This window comes from Streptomyces sp. NPDC020192, assembly GCF_044388685.1.
Lineage (GTDB): Bacteria > Actinomycetota > Actinomycetes > Streptomycetales > Streptomycetaceae > Streptomyces.
The window spans coordinates 1-15,599 of record NZ_JBIRXG010000052.1 but is presented as its reverse complement, the minus strand read 5'-3'; the positions used below and the strand labels follow the sequence as shown (position 1 = coordinate 15,599).

Annotated in this window: 12 protein-coding genes and 2 pseudogenes; 9 read left to right on the top strand and 5 right to left on the bottom strand. The window is 69.3% G+C overall.

Annotation, left to right across the window (positions count from 1 at the left end; genetic code table 11):
- Window positions 1-4: 4 nt before the first annotated feature.
- The 3 genes from ACH47Z_RS43735 (at window position 5) to ACH47Z_RS43725 (ending at window position 2,321) form a co-directional block, all read left to right on the top strand.
- Window positions 5-1,051 carry an NAD(P)-dependent alcohol dehydrogenase gene (locus ACH47Z_RS43735; RefSeq protein ID WP_399085100.1) on the top strand — a complete coding sequence of 349 codons (1,047 nt, stop codon included), beginning with the start codon at window positions 5-7 and terminating at the stop codon, window positions 1,049-1,051.
- Window positions 1,052-1,151: 100 nt separating this feature from the next.
- Window positions 1,152-1,829, top strand: a complete 678-nt coding sequence (locus tag ACH47Z_RS43730) for an HdeD family acid-resistance protein (protein WP_399085097.1) — start codon at window positions 1,152-1,154, stop codon at window positions 1,827-1,829.
- 285 nt (window positions 1,830-2,114) lie between these two features.
- A complete protein-coding gene (locus ACH47Z_RS43725; RefSeq protein WP_399085094.1) occupies window positions 2,115-2,321 on the top strand; it encodes a hypothetical protein in 207 nt (68 codons plus the stop codon).
- Window positions 2,322-2,583: 262 nt separating this feature from the next.
- On the opposite strand, the gene ACH47Z_RS43720 is transcribed toward ACH47Z_RS43725, so the two are convergent.
- Both ACH47Z_RS43720 and ACH47Z_RS43715 read right to left on the bottom strand, forming a co-directional pair.
- On the bottom strand, window positions 2,584-4,914 hold the full coding sequence (locus ACH47Z_RS43720; RefSeq protein ID WP_399085091.1) for a SpoIIE family protein phosphatase: 2,331 nt from the start codon (window positions 4,912-4,914) through the stop codon (window positions 2,584-2,586).
- Window positions 4,915-5,114: 200 nt separating this feature from the next.
- Entirely contained in the window at window positions 5,115-7,589 is a 2,475-nt protein-coding gene (locus ACH47Z_RS43715; RefSeq protein ID WP_399085088.1) for a SpoIIE family protein phosphatase, read from the bottom strand.
- A 376-nt stretch (window positions 7,590-7,965) separates the two neighbouring features.
- Between ACH47Z_RS43715 and ACH47Z_RS43710 the strand changes: the two genes are divergently transcribed.
- Window positions 7,966-8,601 carry a TetR family transcriptional regulator gene (locus tag ACH47Z_RS43710; protein ID WP_399085085.1) on the top strand — a complete coding sequence of 212 codons (636 nt, stop codon included), beginning with the start codon at window positions 7,966-7,968 and terminating at the stop codon, window positions 8,599-8,601.
- Between the two features lie 180 nt (window positions 8,602-8,781).
- On the opposite strand, the gene ACH47Z_RS43705 is transcribed toward ACH47Z_RS43710, so the two are convergent.
- Window positions 8,782-8,955, bottom strand: a complete 174-nt coding sequence (locus ACH47Z_RS43705) for a ferredoxin (protein WP_399085082.1) — start codon at window positions 8,953-8,955, stop codon at window positions 8,782-8,784.
- Window positions 8,956-9,181: 226 nt separating this feature from the next.
- On the opposite strand from ACH47Z_RS43705, the gene ACH47Z_RS43700 reads away from it, so the two are divergent.
- Window positions 9,182-11,335: a SpoIIE family protein phosphatase gene (locus tag ACH47Z_RS43700; protein WP_399085079.1), complete on the top strand. Its 2,154-nt coding sequence runs from the start codon at window positions 9,182-9,184 to the stop codon at window positions 11,333-11,335.
- A gap of 342 nt (window positions 11,336-11,677) precedes the next feature.
- Window positions 11,678-11,878 (top strand): annotated as a pseudogene (locus ACH47Z_RS43695) (glycoside hydrolase family 15 protein); the annotation flags it as partial.
- Between the two features lie 3 nt (window positions 11,879-11,881).
- Here ACH47Z_RS43695 and ACH47Z_RS43690 read toward each other — a convergent pair.
- Window positions 11,882-12,244 (bottom strand): annotated as a pseudogene (locus tag ACH47Z_RS43690) (glycoside hydrolase family 15 protein); the annotation flags it as partial.
- 215 nt (window positions 12,245-12,459) lie between these two features.
- Window positions 12,460-13,095: a TetR/AcrR family transcriptional regulator gene (locus tag ACH47Z_RS43685; RefSeq protein ID WP_399085076.1), complete on the bottom strand. Its 636-nt coding sequence runs from the start codon at window positions 13,093-13,095 to the stop codon at window positions 12,460-12,462.
- Window positions 13,096-13,232: 137 nt separating this feature from the next.
- On the opposite strand from ACH47Z_RS43685, the gene ACH47Z_RS43680 reads away from it, so the two are divergent.
- The 3 genes from ACH47Z_RS43680 to ACH47Z_RS43670 form a co-directional block, all read left to right on the top strand.
- Window positions 13,233-14,378 carry a VOC family protein gene (locus ACH47Z_RS43680; protein ID WP_399085073.1) on the top strand — a complete coding sequence of 382 codons (1,146 nt, stop codon included), beginning with the start codon at window positions 13,233-13,235 and terminating at the stop codon, window positions 14,376-14,378.
- Entirely contained in the window at window positions 14,375-15,313 is a 939-nt protein-coding gene (locus ACH47Z_RS43675; RefSeq protein WP_399085069.1) for a fumarylacetoacetate hydrolase family protein, read from the top strand. The genes ACH47Z_RS43680 and ACH47Z_RS43675 overlap by 4 nt, the downstream gene beginning before the upstream one ends.
- A partial coding sequence (locus ACH47Z_RS43670; RefSeq protein WP_399085066.1) for an FAD-dependent monooxygenase occupies window positions 15,310-15,599 on the top strand: 290 nt, incomplete at its 3' end. The genes ACH47Z_RS43675 and ACH47Z_RS43670, both read left to right, overlap by 4 nt.

Genomic DNA, 15,599 nt, shown 5'->3' with positions numbered 1-15,599 from the left:
CGCTATGCGGGCTTTTCAACTGGTCGGGTGGCGGCATCCGCCGGAGCTGCGCGAGGTGCCGGTACCCGAGCCCGGCGCGGGGCAGGTCCTGGTGAAGGTCGCGGGTGCCGGTGCGTGCCACTCCGATCTGCACATCATGGAGGCACCCGGGCCACCCCCCGGGCTCGTCACCGAACTGCCCTTCACCCTCGGCCACGAGAACGCGGGATGGGTGGAACGGCTGGGAGCGGGCGTCACCGGGTTCACGCCCGGGGACCCCGTGATCGTCTACGGCTGCTGGGGCTGTGGGGTGTGTGCCAACTGCCGTCAGGGCCTGGAGAACTACTGCGAGAACCTCGGCGGTCAGGGCCCCGGCCTTGGAGGCGGTCACGACGGCGGCATGGCCGAGTACCTGCTCGTCCCGGCGCCGCGGTACCTGATTCCGCTCGGCACCCTCGACCCCCGCCAGGCCGCCCCGCTCAGCGACGCCGGACTGACCAGCTATCACGCCGTCAAACGGTCGCTGCACCTGCTGGGGCCGGGGTCGACCGCGGTCGTGATCGGGGCGGGCGGTCTGGGTCAGATGACCATCCAGATCCTGCGCGCGCTCACCACGGCAACCACCGTAGTCGCCGTGGACACTGACACGGGCAAACTGAAAACCGCCAAGCACATGGGAGCCGACGAGGCGCTTCTCTCGGGCGACGAGGCGATTACGCGCATCAAGGACCTGACAGGACAGCTGGGCGCTGAGCTCGTGCTGGACATGGTCGGGATAGACCCGACTCTGCGGATGGCTGCTCAGGTGGCCAGGGTGCTCGGCCACCTGACCATCGTCGGCCTCGGCGGCGGAGCCCTGCCCGTCAACTTCACCAGCCCGCCGCACGAGTGCTCGGTCGCCTCGCCCTACTGGGGCACCCTCCCCGAACTGATGGAAGTGATCACCCTCGCCCAGCAGGAAAAGATCAGGATGCTGGTCGAGCACTTCCCATTGGAACGCGCCACCGAGGCGTACCAGCTCCTGCACGACGGCAAGATCCAAGGACGCGCCGTCATCACCCCCCACGCATGAGTACCGACGCCAACGCGACCGACACGCACATGCGGCGTGGTCGGGTGACGACGGACATGCACTGACGCGACAACGCTGCTCCAAGAAGGAGGCAGGCGCCATGACATCCCCCACCGATTCCCCTGGCCCCGTTCCCCCGCGCGGCACCGAGCCAGAAGAGAGGCCCGTGGCAGAAGGCATGGCCGCCCTGGCGAACATGGGCTGGCAGATCCTGCTCACGATGGGCCTCGCCACCATCGCCCTGGGCGTCATCGCCCTGGTCTGGCCGGGCGCGACGCTGCGCGTCGTTGGCATTCTCTTCGGTGTCTACCTACTGGTCACCGGTGTCTTCCAACTCGCCGCCGCCTTCGGCACCCACGTCCCACGGCACCTTCGCGTGCTGCACTTCATCACCGGCGCGGCCTCCATCCTGCTGGGACTGATCTGCTTCCGGGGCACCCTTGAGTCGATCCTGCTGCTCGCCCTGTGGATCGGCTTCAGCTGGCTGCTGCGCGGCACCATGGAGACGGCCGCGGCGGCCTCAGCCCCGGCCATGCCGGGGCGCGGCTGGCACGTCGCCTTCGGGATCGTCGGAGCTCTGGCCGGCATCGTGATGATCGTCATGCCGTTCGCCTCGATCGCGACACTCACCCTGGTGGTGGGCGTCATGGCCATCATCGTGGGCCTGACCGAGGTGGTCCGCGCCATCAGGACGCGCGTCGAGATCGGTCATCTGGCTTCGGGCACGGCCACCCAGCGGCGTCCTCTGTTCCACGCGCGTCCGCACCCTCAGCACTGACCGGCTGGAAGCGGTGAGCGGCGTTCGGGTCAGTCGGTGTGACGGCCATGAGACCGTCCGACGAGTGAGGCCGCCCGCCGGACGACGGCCCGTCCCGGCGGCTGCCATCCCGGTGGGCACGGCGCCCGGTCGACGGCGGGGAACCCATACCCGTAGCGTCCGGGGACTGATCCGGCACCGTACGGGAGTGGGCAGGGTGACGGCTTCGCCGTCGAGCCCGACGGGGACGACCGGGGCGTCGGCGTGGATGACGACGTCGTCGGGTGTCGCGAGACGGGTCAGGCCATGCGTCTGCCCGCCTCGCAGCCTGGCGGCCTGATCGCCGCCGAAGTCGCCGGGATACTCGGTGCCCTGCTGGCGATTCCCGTCACCGGAATCATCCAAGTCGTCCTCGGTGACATCTGGGCTCACCGCGGCGGTCGGCGGCTGAGGCTGCCGTTGCGGGCAGACAACAGCCCCGAGAACGCCGACCGGTCCGACGCCGCCGAATAGGGCAGCGAGGAGTTGTCCCAGGTCGGAGACTCCGCCTTTCACCGTCAGTCTTGAGTAGCGTTTGGGTGGCTCGCCGTCGACTTGTGGGCGGCGAGGGCGCCCGCGGGGAACGTCGGTGAGCCGCTGGAGACTCGCGGATCGTGTTTTGCCAGGTCAGGCCGAACGTTCCTGCGGATCCTCCAACCACGTACCGAAGCAACGTGAGGGGATGTTGCACCGTCATCCGCTGCCGTACCACCTCACAGCCACGAACAAGCTCCCATCAGCACGAGCGCTCAATGGGCTGCTCGGCCCAGATCGTCTTACGGTTCTGACCATGGCGGCAGCCCCAGCGCTCGGCGAATTGGGCGACGAGAAACAGGCCGCGCCCTCCCTCGTCGGTGGTGCGGGCGCGGCGCAGGCGGGGCTGCGTGCTGTTGGAGTCGGTGACCTCGCAAACCAGAACATTGTGGCGGATCAGCCGCAGCTCCGCCGGCAGTCGGCCGTAGCGGATCGCGTTGGTCACCAGTTCGCTGACGATGAGCTCGGTGGTGAAGACGAGGTCTTCCAGCCCCCACCTGGTGAGTTGGCGGGTTGCCCATGCACGGGCCTGGGAGACGGCGGCCGGATCGGCCGGGATCTCCCAGTGAGCGGTGTCCTCCGCCGGCACGGCGCGGGTGCGGGCCAACAGCAGGGTCGCCTCGTCGCGCCGCGTCTGGTTTTGCAGGTTGGCGAGGACGGCCCGGCTGGTCGCGTCCAGAGCGCGGTCCGGACGGCAGGACGCGGCGAGGGCGTCCTCCAGGCACTGGAGCCCTTGGTCGATGTCGCGGTCGCTCCGTTGGATCAGGCCGTCGGTGCAGAGCGCGAGGACGCTGCCCGGCTCGATCTCGATCGTGGTGGTCTCATACGGCATGCCGCCTATGGCGAGTGGCGGTCCGGGGCAGATGTCGACGGTCTCGGCAGTCCCGTCGGGCCGGACCAGGACGGGTGGCGGGTGTCCGGCGCTGGCCATGGTGCAGCGCCGGGTGACCGGGTCGTAGACCGCGTACAGGCATGTGGCGCCGAGGACGTCGTGGTGGTCGGGTGGGGCTTCGGCCACGAGGCGCTGGACCAGGTCCGCGATTCGGGTGAGCAGCTCGTCCGGTTCGAGTTCGAGGTCGGCGAGGGTCTGGATGGCGGTGCGCAGACGGCCCATGGTGGCGGTTGCGGGCATGCCGTGGCCGATGACGTCCCCGGCGACGAGGGCCAGCCGGAGAGAAGGCAGGGCGATGGCGTCGTACCAGTCGCCGCGGATTTCCGCTCCGCCGCCTGTGGCCAGATAGCTACCGGCGGTCTCGGCGGCCGCAGTGTCGGTCGTGGCCGGCGGAAGAAGGCGCTGCTGCAGCGCCACGGCCGCCCGGTGTTCCCGCGTGTAACGGCGGGCGTTGTCGACGGCGAGCGCCGCCCCCGAGGCGATCTGCGTCATGAGATTCGCTTCGTCCTCGGTGAACGGTTCGGACCGGCCGAAGCGCCAGACCGATATGCCGCCGAGTGTGAGACCGCGGGCGTGCAACGGTGCCAACAGCACCGAGTGGCCTCCTTGCGGGATGACGAATGCGACGAGTTGCGGATCGCCGAGTGCAGCACCGTAGTCGTCCGCGCCGAGGACGAGGGTCTCGCCCAGCTGGAAGTCGTGCAGGAGCGGGTGGTCTGGAAAGGGCGGGAAGAGGTTGCCCCGCTTCGTACGGGCAGTCCACACCGTGGCGGCCGGCGCCAGCGCCGCGGTGCGCAGACCAAGATCTCCACCGCCCAGCTGCTTCGGCGGCTCCTCCCCGTCGAACACGGACTGTGCAAGGTCGACGGTGACGAGATCCCCGAAAGCGGGCACGAGCACGTCCGCAAGTGCTCGTGCGGTGTGCGCGACGTCCAGGAAACCTCCCACACGCTCCGTGACCTCACGGGTGAGGTCCAGATGACGGAGAGCCCGCACATCGGGGCTGTCGACGTACAGGGCCGCGACCCCTGTGGGACGTCCTCGCGCGTCCTCCAGACGGAAGGCGGACAGCGACAGGGCCCGCCGCTGCTCCGGATCGTGCCGCCAGCTCACGTGCTGGCTCCTGCGGATCACCGGGGCGCCCGTCTGCAGCACCTGGCGCAGTACTGCCTCGAGGTTCTCTGCATCCTCGGCACTGAGCACGTCGCACAGCCGAGTACCGGGCTGTACTCGACGGCCGTCGGGAGTGTCCAGCGTGGCGTTCGTCTGCACCGTGGTCAGATCCGTGTCGTGCAGAGCGATGGTGACCCGGCTCTGTGAGGACAGTGCGCGCAGGAGTGCTGCGCCCTGCTCGTGGTGGACGACGTGGTGGGCAGGCGCCGCCAGGACAAGGAACTCCGCGGGGCCTTCCATCGCAGAGATCCGGAAGGTGACATCGATGGTGCCGCCGGACCGGCGCCGCAGCCGCGCCTGGCCGCGTGCCGGCATCTCCGCGACAGCGCGCAGTTCGTCGGGGAGATCGGTCACCAGGTCCTGTACGGGGCGGCCGCACACCTCTTCGGCCAGGAACCCCGTCAGGTGTCTTGCGGTCCCGGACCACCGCAGCACCGTGCCCCGGTGATCGAGCACGGCGGCTGCCACGCCGTCGAACGGGTACGGCCTGTCGTTTGCGCCAGGACCTGGCGCGAGCCTCGGGCCTTGGCCTTCATACGGCGAATCGTTGTTCTCGACGTCTTCGGTGCCCATGTTCGTACCTTCTTTTTCGGAGACCGTGTGCCGGCAGATCGGCATCCTCGGGCGGTTGCCGACCAGCCGGGTGGCCAGTGCCGCCGCTCGAAGCGTCACCGTGCGGCGGCTGTGGGGGGCAGGTCCTGTTCGGCCCAGACGACCTTGCCGTCCGAGGCGGAGCGCGAGCCCCACCTGCGGGACAGGTGAGCGATGAGGACGAGACCGCGACCGTTCTCGTCGAAAGCGCTCGGATGCAGAGGGCGTGGGTGGCTGGTGCTGGTGTCGGAGACCTCGCAGGTCAAAACCTGATGTTGGATGAGCCGTAGGCGGACCGGACCGCCGCCGTAGCGGATGGCGTTGGTGAACAGTTCGCTGACGATCAGCTCTACGGTGGCCTTGAGATGCTCCATCCCCCATGTGCTGAGCTGACAGGAGGCCAGGCGCCGAGCGGTACGAACCGCGGCCGGCTCGTTCGGCAGATCCCAGGACGCGACCCGGGCCGGCTGAAGTGCGCGGGTCCGCGCAAGGAGCAAGGTGACGTCGTCGGAGTGCGTCCGTGCCGGCAAGGTCTCGACCACTTCAGAGCACAGCTCCTCCAGGGAACGGCCCGATTGTGCCAAGGCCGCACCCAGGCGGCCCATGCCGACATCGAGGTCGTCGTCGCGGGACTCGACCAGGCCGTCGGTGTAGAAGGCGAGGACACTTCCCTCGGGCAGTTCCAGTTCCACGGACTCAAAGGCGAGCACCCCGAGGCCGAGGCCGAGCGGGGCACCGGCGGGCATGTCGGGGAAGGCGGCATGACCCTGCGGGTCGATGATCGCGGGCGGGGGGTGCCCGGCCCGCGCCATCGCGCACCGCCGGGTGACCGGGTCGTAGACGGCGTACAGACAGGTGGCGCCCACCACTGTGGGGACCTGGTCCGGGTCGTCGGTGTCTTCCTCGATCTCCTCGTTCAGCCGTCGGACCGTGTCATCAAGGTGTGCCAGCAGTTCGTCGGGGGGCAGATCCAGGTCCGCGAGCGTTCGCACGGCGGTGCGGAGTCTGCCCATGGTCGCCGCGGCGTTGATGCCGTGTCCGACTACATCGCCGACGACCAGGGCCACTCGGGCACCGGACAGCTCGATCACATCGAACCAGTCGCCCCCCACACCGCGGTCCATGTCGGCCGGCACATAGCGCGAGGCGACCTCGACGGCGGCGCCGCCTCGCACACGGTGGGGGAGCAGGTCGCGCTGGAGGGTGAGGGCTGCGGCGCGTTCGCGCGCGTACTGCAGGGCGTTGTCCAGGCACAGCGCGGCCCGGGTGACGAGTTCCTCGGCGAGCAGCAGGTCGTCCTCCTGGAACGGCTTCGGCTCCTCGGAGCGGCCGAAAAGCGCCAGTCCCAGCACACAGCGCCGCGCCCGGATGGGTACGACCATCAAGGAGTGGATCCCGCTGTCACGGACCTTCTGCGCTCGCGCGGGGTCGTGATGGACCCACGGGCCGAGATGAGCGTCCATGTTCAGCACCTGTACCAGGTGAGACCTGCCCGTGCGCAGCACGTGGGCGAAGGGCGAAGCCGGGTGGACGTGGATCACCTCTTCTCGCACCCACGGCAATTCCGAGACATGTGGGTCGATGGTGGCCAGACCGGCACGGCGGAGCAGTGGGGTGCGGCCGCTCGTCGTGCCGATCGGTGTCGAGGGCTCCACGCCGAAGGGAACCGACTCCACGAGGTCGACGAGGGCATGGTCGGCCAGCAGGGGCACGGTGAGGGCGGCCAGTTCCTGGCCGGTCTGCATGACGTCGAGGGTGCTGCCGATACGCGTGCTGGCTTCGCTGAGGATGGCAAGGCGTTCGCGTGACCGCCGGTTGCCGGTGACGTCCACGCTCATGGAGCACACCCCCAGTGCCGTGCCGTCCGCGTCCTCGAGGCAGAAGAACGAGGCCGAGAACACGCGCTCCCGGCGCCTGTCCGCCGGCGGCCATGCCCGGTACTCGTGGACCATGGTGGCGCCGCTCTCCAGCACCTGCCGCATCACCACCTCGAGCGCTTCGGCCTCAAAACCGGGCAGCGAGTCCTTCAGGCGGCGTCCGAATCGGCGGTCACGAGGAATTCCGTCGTGCTGCTCGATGGCGTCGTTCACCCACGTGCAGCGCAGCTGCAGGTCACGAACGGTGATGCCGATCGGTGCGTGGGTGAGCAGCGACTCGCGAAGCAATCCGTTCACCGCTCCCGAGGAGAGCGCGCCTATGTCGGTCACCGATACCAGCCACCGATGGCTCCCGTTCTCTCCCCACAGCAACGAGACCCGCAGAGTCAAGGTGAGCGTATGGCCGTCGCGGTGGCGGACCGTCACGGTGCCGGACCAGCCGCCTTGGGCACGGCACTGCTCGGCGAGCGATGTGGCCCTCGTGGCGTCATCGGAGGGCCGCAGTACGTGTGCCGCGGACCGGCCCACCACATCCCTGGCGGAGTATCCGACCAACTGCTGGGCGGCCTGCGTCCACCCGACCACCGTCCCCTCCGCATCGATCATGGCTATCGCCGCGTCGGGTGCCTCGCTCGGCTTCACCGGCTCGACGACTTTCGATTGATTGGTATTCATTGCGGTTCATCCCTTCCTGCGCGTGGGTTCGGGCAGTGTTGGCGTGCGGTGTGGTACGCCGATCCGCGGGACGGCAGCGGCGGCAGGCGAGCACGGTGTGTCGGATCAGGGCTCAGACCCTCCTTGTGGCGTGCCGGAGGCGGGGCACTTCGCCCATGTAGTCGCAAATGACTACAAACACGACGCATCTGTTCATGTTAGGCTATTTCTGATGAAAGCATCACCCATGACACCTTCATCGTCAAGAGAATCGCAGAATTGATCAAACAATCACATATGTAGACGGGGCCACCCCAGGCTGAGGGGTGTCGACCGTGGGGCGGCCGGGCCTGTCAATGCAAGAGGAAATTGTCAGAACTGCTGCTATTTGGGGAGCGTGGCCATGTCAGTTCCACTCGGCAATCGATTCGAACGCCGTCGCACCGAGACCCGGCGGGCACTCGTCCGCGCGGCGCGGGAGATCCTGGCGGAGTCCGGCGACACCAGCGCCAGCATCCGGGCCATCGCGGAGCGCGCGGACGTCGGGTTCGGCTCCTTCTACAACCACTTCGGCTCCAAGCCGGAGCTGTTCGATGCGGCCGTCCACGATGCAGTGGAGGAGTTCGCCCAAGCCATCGACCAACGCCTGAACGGCGTCGACGATCCCGCCGAACGCCTCGCCGGGGGTCTGCGGCTCAGCGCGCTCCTGGCCGAGTCGCACCCGGAGATCATGCGGATCCTGTGCCACAGCGAGCTCGGCCGCATATGCGCCGGCAGCGGACTGGCTCCCCGTGCCAGGCGCGACCTGGAACAGGGCATCGCCGCAGGCCGCTTCACGGTAGTCGACCCGGGCATCGCCCTGTCCGCGCTCAACGGCAGCCTGCTGGCGCTTCTGGAGCTGTGGTTCAGCAAGCCCGAGGCCGATATCGAGCAGGCCGCAGGCACCATGGCCGAGATGCTCCTGCACATGCTCGGGCTCTCCCCGGCCGAGGCCCGCGAAGTTGCCCGGGGCCTCCTTCCCGCTGCCGCGTGACGAGCCACACGGTCCGACCGCGCGCCGCGCGGTGGCGGACCGGGGACGACTGCGTACCACTCGCAGAGCAGGTGAAGCCCTCCTCGCGCAGCGCCTCCGCGGCCGTCAACCCGGCCGGCGACGCGCCGACGATGACGATACGGCCATGCCGCGGATCACCGGGCACCACCGCTCAACTCCTCATCGAGGAGGATGGCGTGGACCGGGCACGCCGCCGCGGTTTGGCGTACGCGCTCCAGCTGATCCTCGATAGCGGCCGGGCCGTACAGCAGGCGCCTCCTCCCCGTGCGGCTGGAACACCTCCGGCACGAGGAAAACGCACTGTGCATGGCCCTGGCAGCAGGTGAGGTCCACGACGATCTGAGTCGTACGGGGTCCCTCTTCCTTGCTACGCCCGTGTCACATCGGGTGCTCGGCCAGCCGCGCCTTACCGCAGCAGCCCACGCGGTGGCTCCGCCCGGGCAGCATCATCGTGGGGGCGGGGGACCTCCCTGGCCGGCCATGGCTTCGCAGGAGGCAGCAAACCCGCATCGTCCGGCCTATCCTGCAGAGAGGCGCACGACTTCGCGGAGCGTGTCGGATGGCCAGTGGCAAGGAACTGCAACCCGCTGCCGTCCAGGAGCTGCTGGATCAGATCGTGGCCCGGACGGTGGCCGGCATGGGTGCGCACGCGGGGGCGCTCTTTTTGCTCGAGCCCGGCGGTGAAGTCCTGGTCCTCGACGCGAGCGTCGGGATGCCCACCGGGTTCGTCAGCCTGCTGCGTCGCGTACAGGTGGCCGGCGTAGCCGACAGCCCACTCGCCGAAGCGATTCTGCAGCGGCATCCGGTGTGGGTCGACTCCGGTGAAGAGTTCGCCCGCCGCTATCCCCGGCTGGCCCTCACCTTCCCGTTCGTGGGCGCCGTCGCGGCGGCCCCGCTCGTGGCCGGCTCCCGCGTGTGGGGCGTCATGCTGGTGCTGTTCTCTCAGAAATCGCCTGCGTCGGATGCGCGCGCACAGGGCCGGTTCACGACTGCGGCCCGCTGTATCGCCGTGCTCCTGCGGGACGCCGCCGAGGCCGGGCACAGCTTGCAGCCCGGGCTCGCGGCGCGTCTGCTGCCGCCGGCGCCCGCGCATCCCTCGGCACCGGCTCACTCTCAGGCCGCAGCGGACTTCATAGCCGCTCTTCCCGAAGGGGCGTGCCGACTCGACGTGCGGGGGCGGATCACCTTCGTCGACCACACCGCGGCCGATCTGTTGGGCGAGACCATCCCGCATCTGCTGGGCGCCCGGGTGTGGGAAGCCGTGCCGTGGCTGGCTCACGCGCCGTACCGACTGCGGTACCAGGCCGCACTCGCGAGCCAGCTCCCGACGTCCTTCACGGTGAACCAGCCTCGTACTGGCAGAGAACTGCTGTTCCAGATCTACCCGGACCGCACCGGTGTGAGCCTGCGTATATCCGCTGCTACCGACGCCACCCACAGCCCGGATGAACTGGCCGTCGGTGCCGGGGCGGCGCCCGGCCCCGTCGGCCTGGACGCCCATTACCACATGATGCGGCTCTCCGGCGGCCTGGCCGCGGCGGCCTCCGTCGACGAGGTCGTGGACCTGGTGGCCGGCCACCTTCTGGTCACCCTGCACGCGCAGGCCTTCGCCCTGCTGGTCGCGGAGGCGGGCCGGGTACGGGCCGTCGGCCACCATGGCTTCAGCCCTGAGCTGGTCGACCTTGTCGACCACGCCCCCCTCGCCTCCGACCTGCCGCTCCCCGGGCTGACCACCGGGGCACCGGTGTGGGGACTGCCCCAGGGGGTGCCGTCCTTCTTCGCCGACCGGGCCGAGCTCCGTGCGGTCTATCCCGAGAGCGCGGCCATCGACGACGGTCTGGGTGCGTGGGCATGGCTGCCGCTCATGGCCTCCGGACAGTACTTCGGAGTCTGCGTGGTCGGCTACCGGCAACCCCGCTCCTTCACGTTGCAGGAGCGCGCCACCCTCACCGCCATCAGTGCCCTGATCTCCCAGTCCCTGGACCGCGCCCGGCAGTACGACGCGAAGCACCAGCTGGCGGAGGGCCTCCAGGCCGGCCTCTTGCCCCGTACGCTGCCGGCGATGCACGGCCTGGACGTGGCCGCCCGCTATCTGCCCGCCAGCCATGGCATGGAGGTGGGCGGCGACTTCTACGACCTGATCCGCCTGTCGGACACCGAAGCCGCCGCCGTCATCGGAGACGTGCAGGGCCACGGTGTCAGCGCCGCCGGCCTGATGGGCGAGGTGCGCACCGCGGTCCACGCCTACGCCGTAGCGGGCGCGACCTCGGGCGAAGTCCTGGCTCGCACCAATCACTTGTTCAACGACCTCGACCCCGGCCTGCTCGCCAGCTGCCTGTACGCGCACGTCGATCCGGTCCGCCACATAGCCCAGTTGTCCACTGCGGGCCACTGCCCGCCCCTGCTGCGCCGCCCCGACCTGCACACCGACATCCTGGCAGCACCGCCAGGTCCTCTGTTGGGCGTCGACCCCGCGGCGGAGTACCCCACCGCGGACATCCCGCTGCCGCTGGGCACTCTCCTGGTCCTCTACACCGACGGACTCATCGAAACCCCCGGCACGGACCACGACACCGCCCTCACCGGCCTGGCGGCAGTCCTCTCCGAAGCCACCGGCCCGCTGGACAACATCGCCGACACCCTTGTCGCTCATGCCCAGCCGTCGGGCGATCGTGCCGACGACACCGCTCTGCTGCTTCTGAAAGCCTGTTGAGGCGGGCGGGCCGGAGCCGGATTGCTTTGACTCCGGCCCGCGTGAGTGAAGGCGCAGCCGTTGTGGGTGCCAGCAGCACCGCCTCGGCCGCGACTTCCGTATCCACGCGCGTTCAGCGTTCGGTCGTCAGCGTCAAGGCTGACGACTACCGCTGGGATAACGGCGTCGGCTACCTGCGCAACGTCGAAGAGGGCTGCTGCTGGGACGGGAACCGCGGCTGGCGCTACTGCTGGACCGGATACCGCGGCCGGGAGCACGGCGACCGCTTCACGGATGCGGCCCGCCACGTCCAACCAAGCCTGAAGCCGGTCCGGCCGTGGCTGTGGCGGGTCAACCCAGCACCCCGAGGCGAGCCCCGACGGCCTTGAAGGCGACGAGGGCACCTTCTCCATCTGCTCCTTCTGGTACGTCGAGGCACTCACCCGCGCCGGACGCCTGGACGAAGCCCGCCTGGCCTTCGAGAAGATGCTCACCTACGCCAACCATGTCGGCTTGTACGCCGAGGAGATCAGTCACACGGGTGAGCAGTTGGGCAACTTTCCTCATGTAGCGCCAGACCAGGGAGTCGGAGACCAGTTCGTTGCCGAGGGCATCGAGGGTGGACAGCCACACGGGGTCGTGGGGAGCGATGAACCTGGTCAGCGGCATCATCAGCAGTGCCGCGTCCAGTACCTCGCCGCCCTCGTACTGTACGAACGCCTGCCGGGTGGGCGACCAGCCATAATCCATGATCCGCCAGTAGATCGTGTCCCGGACCGGGCCCCAGCGGTAGAGCTCGGCGGGGAGGCCGCGGTGCAGGGCGATGCGCATGGCGCGGTCGATGGCCACCCAGCACATGAGACGGGAGTAGACGAACTTCTTGCGTCCGCCGCGGGTCCCCCACACGCCCTCGTCCGGCTGGTCCCAGTGTCGTGGAAGCGGATGGCGCCGAGGCCGCGGGCCAGGCCCTGCCAGAAAGGCATTGGACCCTGCCGCCGCGCAGATCGCCTCAGTGGACGCGGCGGAGCAGCCAGGCGGCACCACCTGGCGGCGAATCACCGACAAGAACGCCGCCAAGCTCCTTCCGGGACTACGCCCGCGTATGACAAACAAGGGTTCCCGAAGGCGTAGTGCCTGCTCAGCCGTCAGTCGAGGTCCGGCAGCGGGCGATGGGTGACCTCACGGGCGTCGTCCGCGGGGACGCCGAGCATGCGCAGGACCATTTCGGCCAGGTCTGATGCGGCCTCGTCGCCGTCGAGGTCGGGGCGGGCCAGCCGGAGCGCCACGAGGGACATGAGGGTGCCGCCCACGGCCGACAGCGCGGTGGTCGCGTTGGCGCAGTCGAAGCGCCCCGAGGCGATGCCGATCTCGAGGTCGCGCAGCGCTCGCGGGGCGAGACCGCGGTCGGAGTGGATGTAGGCCAGACCGCGGTCACGCAGGATCCGCGTGAGCTCGGGGTGGGAGTCGGCCATCCTGGCGGTGAGCCGGAATCCGGCGGCGACCAGCTCGGCCGGATCGTCGATCCCTTCCACTCGCTCGTCGATGAGCTGTCCGAACTCCTCCAGGGCGTCCGTCACCGCGGCGTCGAACAGCTCCGTCTTGGACTCGAAGTGGTTGTAGAAGGAGCCGAAACCCACGTCCGCGCGCTCGGCGATGGCCTGGATGCTGGCGCTGGTGTCCCCGGTCTCCGCCAGGATCTGCCGCGCCGCCCGGACGAGCGCGTGACGGGTTTCGGCGCGGCGGCGCTCAAAGCGGTTCTTGGGCGGGGCTGACGTCGGCATGCGGCGAGTGTAACAACCGTGGCGATGAGCGTGCCATCACTGATGAGATCCTCAATTCTTCAGCTTCAGCCTATTGACGATGGGCTTCGGCAAAGCTGATGATTTCCTCATTACAGCAGTGTTGCTTGGAGGACACCATGTCCCACACCGCCGTTAACAAGGCCGTTCCGCCGACACCTCACGAAGACCTCCACAGCGAGCAGGGGGCCCTTCGCGGCGAACATCCCGGCCGGTCCCAGAACCCCGTGATCAAGGCGGCGGACCTGGCCTGGCTGGAGTTCGAGAAGCCGGACCTGGACCGGGCCGAGGTCTTCGCGCGCGACTTCGGGTTCGCGATCGCCGCCCGCACCGAGGAGGCATTGTGGCTGCGTGGCACCTTCGCGGGCCCACCCTGCATGGTCATCCGTCGTGGGCATGCATCCCGCTTCGTCGGGCCGGCGTTCCGCGCGGCCGAGCGCACCGACCTCGACCGTCTGGCCGCAGCCACCGGCAATACCGTCCGGGACATCAACGTCCCTGGCGGAGGGAAGTCGGTCTCGCTGCTCGACCCCTCCGGCCTCCCGGTCCGCGTCGTGTACTGCGGCGAGCAGCTGCCGGCGCTGCCCGAGCAGGAGCCGCTGATCCTGAACTTCGGCACGGACCACCGTCGTACGAACGCCACCCAGCGGCCCCCGCGCGAGCCGTCGCGCATTCAGCGCCTCGGTCATGTGGTGCTGGAGACAAGGTCGTTCATTCGCACCCTGGACTGGTACCTGGACATCCTCGGCATGATCGTGTCCGACTTCCTGTTCCTCGACGGGCAGCGCGGGCGCGGGCCGACCATGGCATTCATCCGCTGTGACCAGGGCAGCCTGCCGGTCGACCACCACACCCTCGCCCTGCACCTGGGGCCCGGTACCGGTTACGTCCACTCCGCCTACCAGGTCACCGACCTCGACTCGATCGCCGCCGGCGGGGAGTACCTGGCCGAGCGCGGATACAAGCGCAGCTGGGGCATCGGTCGGCACATCCAGGGCAGCCAGCTCTTCGACTACTGGCGCGACCCCGACCACTTCATGCTGGAGCACTTCGCCGACGGCGACCTGTTCTCCTGCGACCTCGAACCAGGGTGGGCGCCGATGTCGGCGAGCGGACTGGCCCAGTGGGGCCCGCCGGTCACGCGTGACTTCCTGGGCGCGAGCCCGTCCCCGGCCAAGCTGCGCGAGGTCATGAGGGCCCTGCGCGACGACAACGAACTCGACCCCGCACGCCTGCTGGGCCTGATGAAAGCGATGAGCTCATGAGCACCAACGTTCTGCGCACCACCGACGGATGGTGGGTCGTCCGCGACGAGCGGGCCGTCCGCATCGACACCAAGGCCGTCACCACCGCGGAACTGCTCGCCGACCGGGACGCGGTCCGCGAAGCCGCCGCCTCCACCGACACCGGCACACCCGTCGTCGACCTGGTCGCGCTGCCCCCGGTCACCACCCCCTGCCGGGTGGTCGCCCAGATGGTCAACTACCGCAGCCACGCCAAGGACTCCGGCTTCACCGGCGACATCCCGCCCACCTTCTTCCGCAAGGCGTCCGGCTCGGTCAGTGGGTCCCACGACACGATCGTCCGCCCGTCGCACGTGAAGTTCCTCGACTACGAAGTGGAACTCGGCCTCGTCATGGGCGCACCCCTGCCGGTGGGCACCGTCGTCGAGGAGCAGGACCTGCCGCGCTACGTCGCCGGTCTGGTCCTGACCAACGACGTCAGCGCCCGCGACGTCCAGCTGACCAAGACCCAGTTCTACGAGAGCAAGTCCTACCCGACCTTCACGCCGACGGGCCCGTACCTGGCCCTGCTGGAGCCCGAGGACTTCGCCCATCTGCTGAACCTGCGGCTGCGGCTGAACGTCAACGGCGTACTGCGTCAGGACCGCACTCTCGCCGACATGATCGTACGGCCCGCGCAGGCGCTCACCCTGCTCGCCCGTTTCCAGACCCTCGACCCGGGTGATCTGCTGCTGACCGGCACCCCCGGCGGCACCGCCCTGAAGGCCCCGCCCGCGCCGGTCGCGAAGATCAGTGCGCTGCTGCCGCCCGCGGCGAGGTGGAAGGCGTTCTTCAAGGGCCAGGCCAAGAACCCGCGTTACCTGCGTGACGGTGACCTCATCACCGCCACGATCGCCACCCCGGACGGGCGGATCGACCTCGGTGAGCAGCGGACCGCTGTGGCGGACGCGAGGTGAGCGCCGAAGCCCGGAGACCGGTGCTGATCATCGGCGCGGGACCGGTCGGGGTCACGGCCGCCCTCCTGCTCGCCCGGCACGGGGTGCGCAGCCTGCTCCTCGAACGCCACCGGGACGTCTACCCCCTGCCACGCGCCGTCGTCGCGGACGACGAGATCTGCCGGATCCTGCAGAGCGTCGGCATCCACGAGGAGTTCGCAGCCGTCTCGCGCCCGGCGCCGGGCTTGCGGCTCCTGGATCCCCGGCGCCGCCTGATCACCGAGTTCCCGCGCTCCCTGCAGGGTCA

What these genes read in the sequence shown, in the direction of transcription:
- ACH47Z_RS43735 (WP_399085100.1), top strand. Translation starts at nt 5, where the DNA reads ATGCGGGCTTTTCAACTGGTCGGGTGGCGGCATCCGCCGGAGCTGCGC.
- ACH47Z_RS43730 (WP_399085097.1), top strand. Translation starts at nt 1,152, where the DNA reads ATGACATCCCCCACCGATTCCCCTGGCCCCGTTCCCCCGCGCGGCACC.
- ACH47Z_RS43725 (WP_399085094.1), top strand. Translation starts at nt 2,115, where the DNA reads ATGCGTCTGCCCGCCTCGCAGCCTGGCGGCCTGATCGCCGCCGAAGTC.
- ACH47Z_RS43715 (WP_399085088.1), bottom strand. Translation starts at nt 7,589, where the DNA reads ATGAATACCAATCAATCGAAAGTCGTCGAGCCGGTGAAGCCGAGCGAG.
- ACH47Z_RS43700 (WP_399085079.1), top strand. Translation starts at nt 9,182, where the DNA reads ATGGCCAGTGGCAAGGAACTGCAACCCGCTGCCGTCCAGGAGCTGCTG.
- ACH47Z_RS43685 (WP_399085076.1), bottom strand. Translation starts at nt 13,095, where the DNA reads ATGCCGACGTCAGCCCCGCCCAAGAACCGCTTTGAGCGCCGCCGCGCC.
- ACH47Z_RS43680 (WP_399085073.1), top strand. Translation starts at nt 13,233, where the DNA reads ATGTCCCACACCGCCGTTAACAAGGCCGTTCCGCCGACACCTCACGAA.
- ACH47Z_RS43675 (WP_399085069.1), top strand. Translation starts at nt 14,375, where the DNA reads ATGAGCACCAACGTTCTGCGCACCACCGACGGATGGTGGGTCGTCCGC.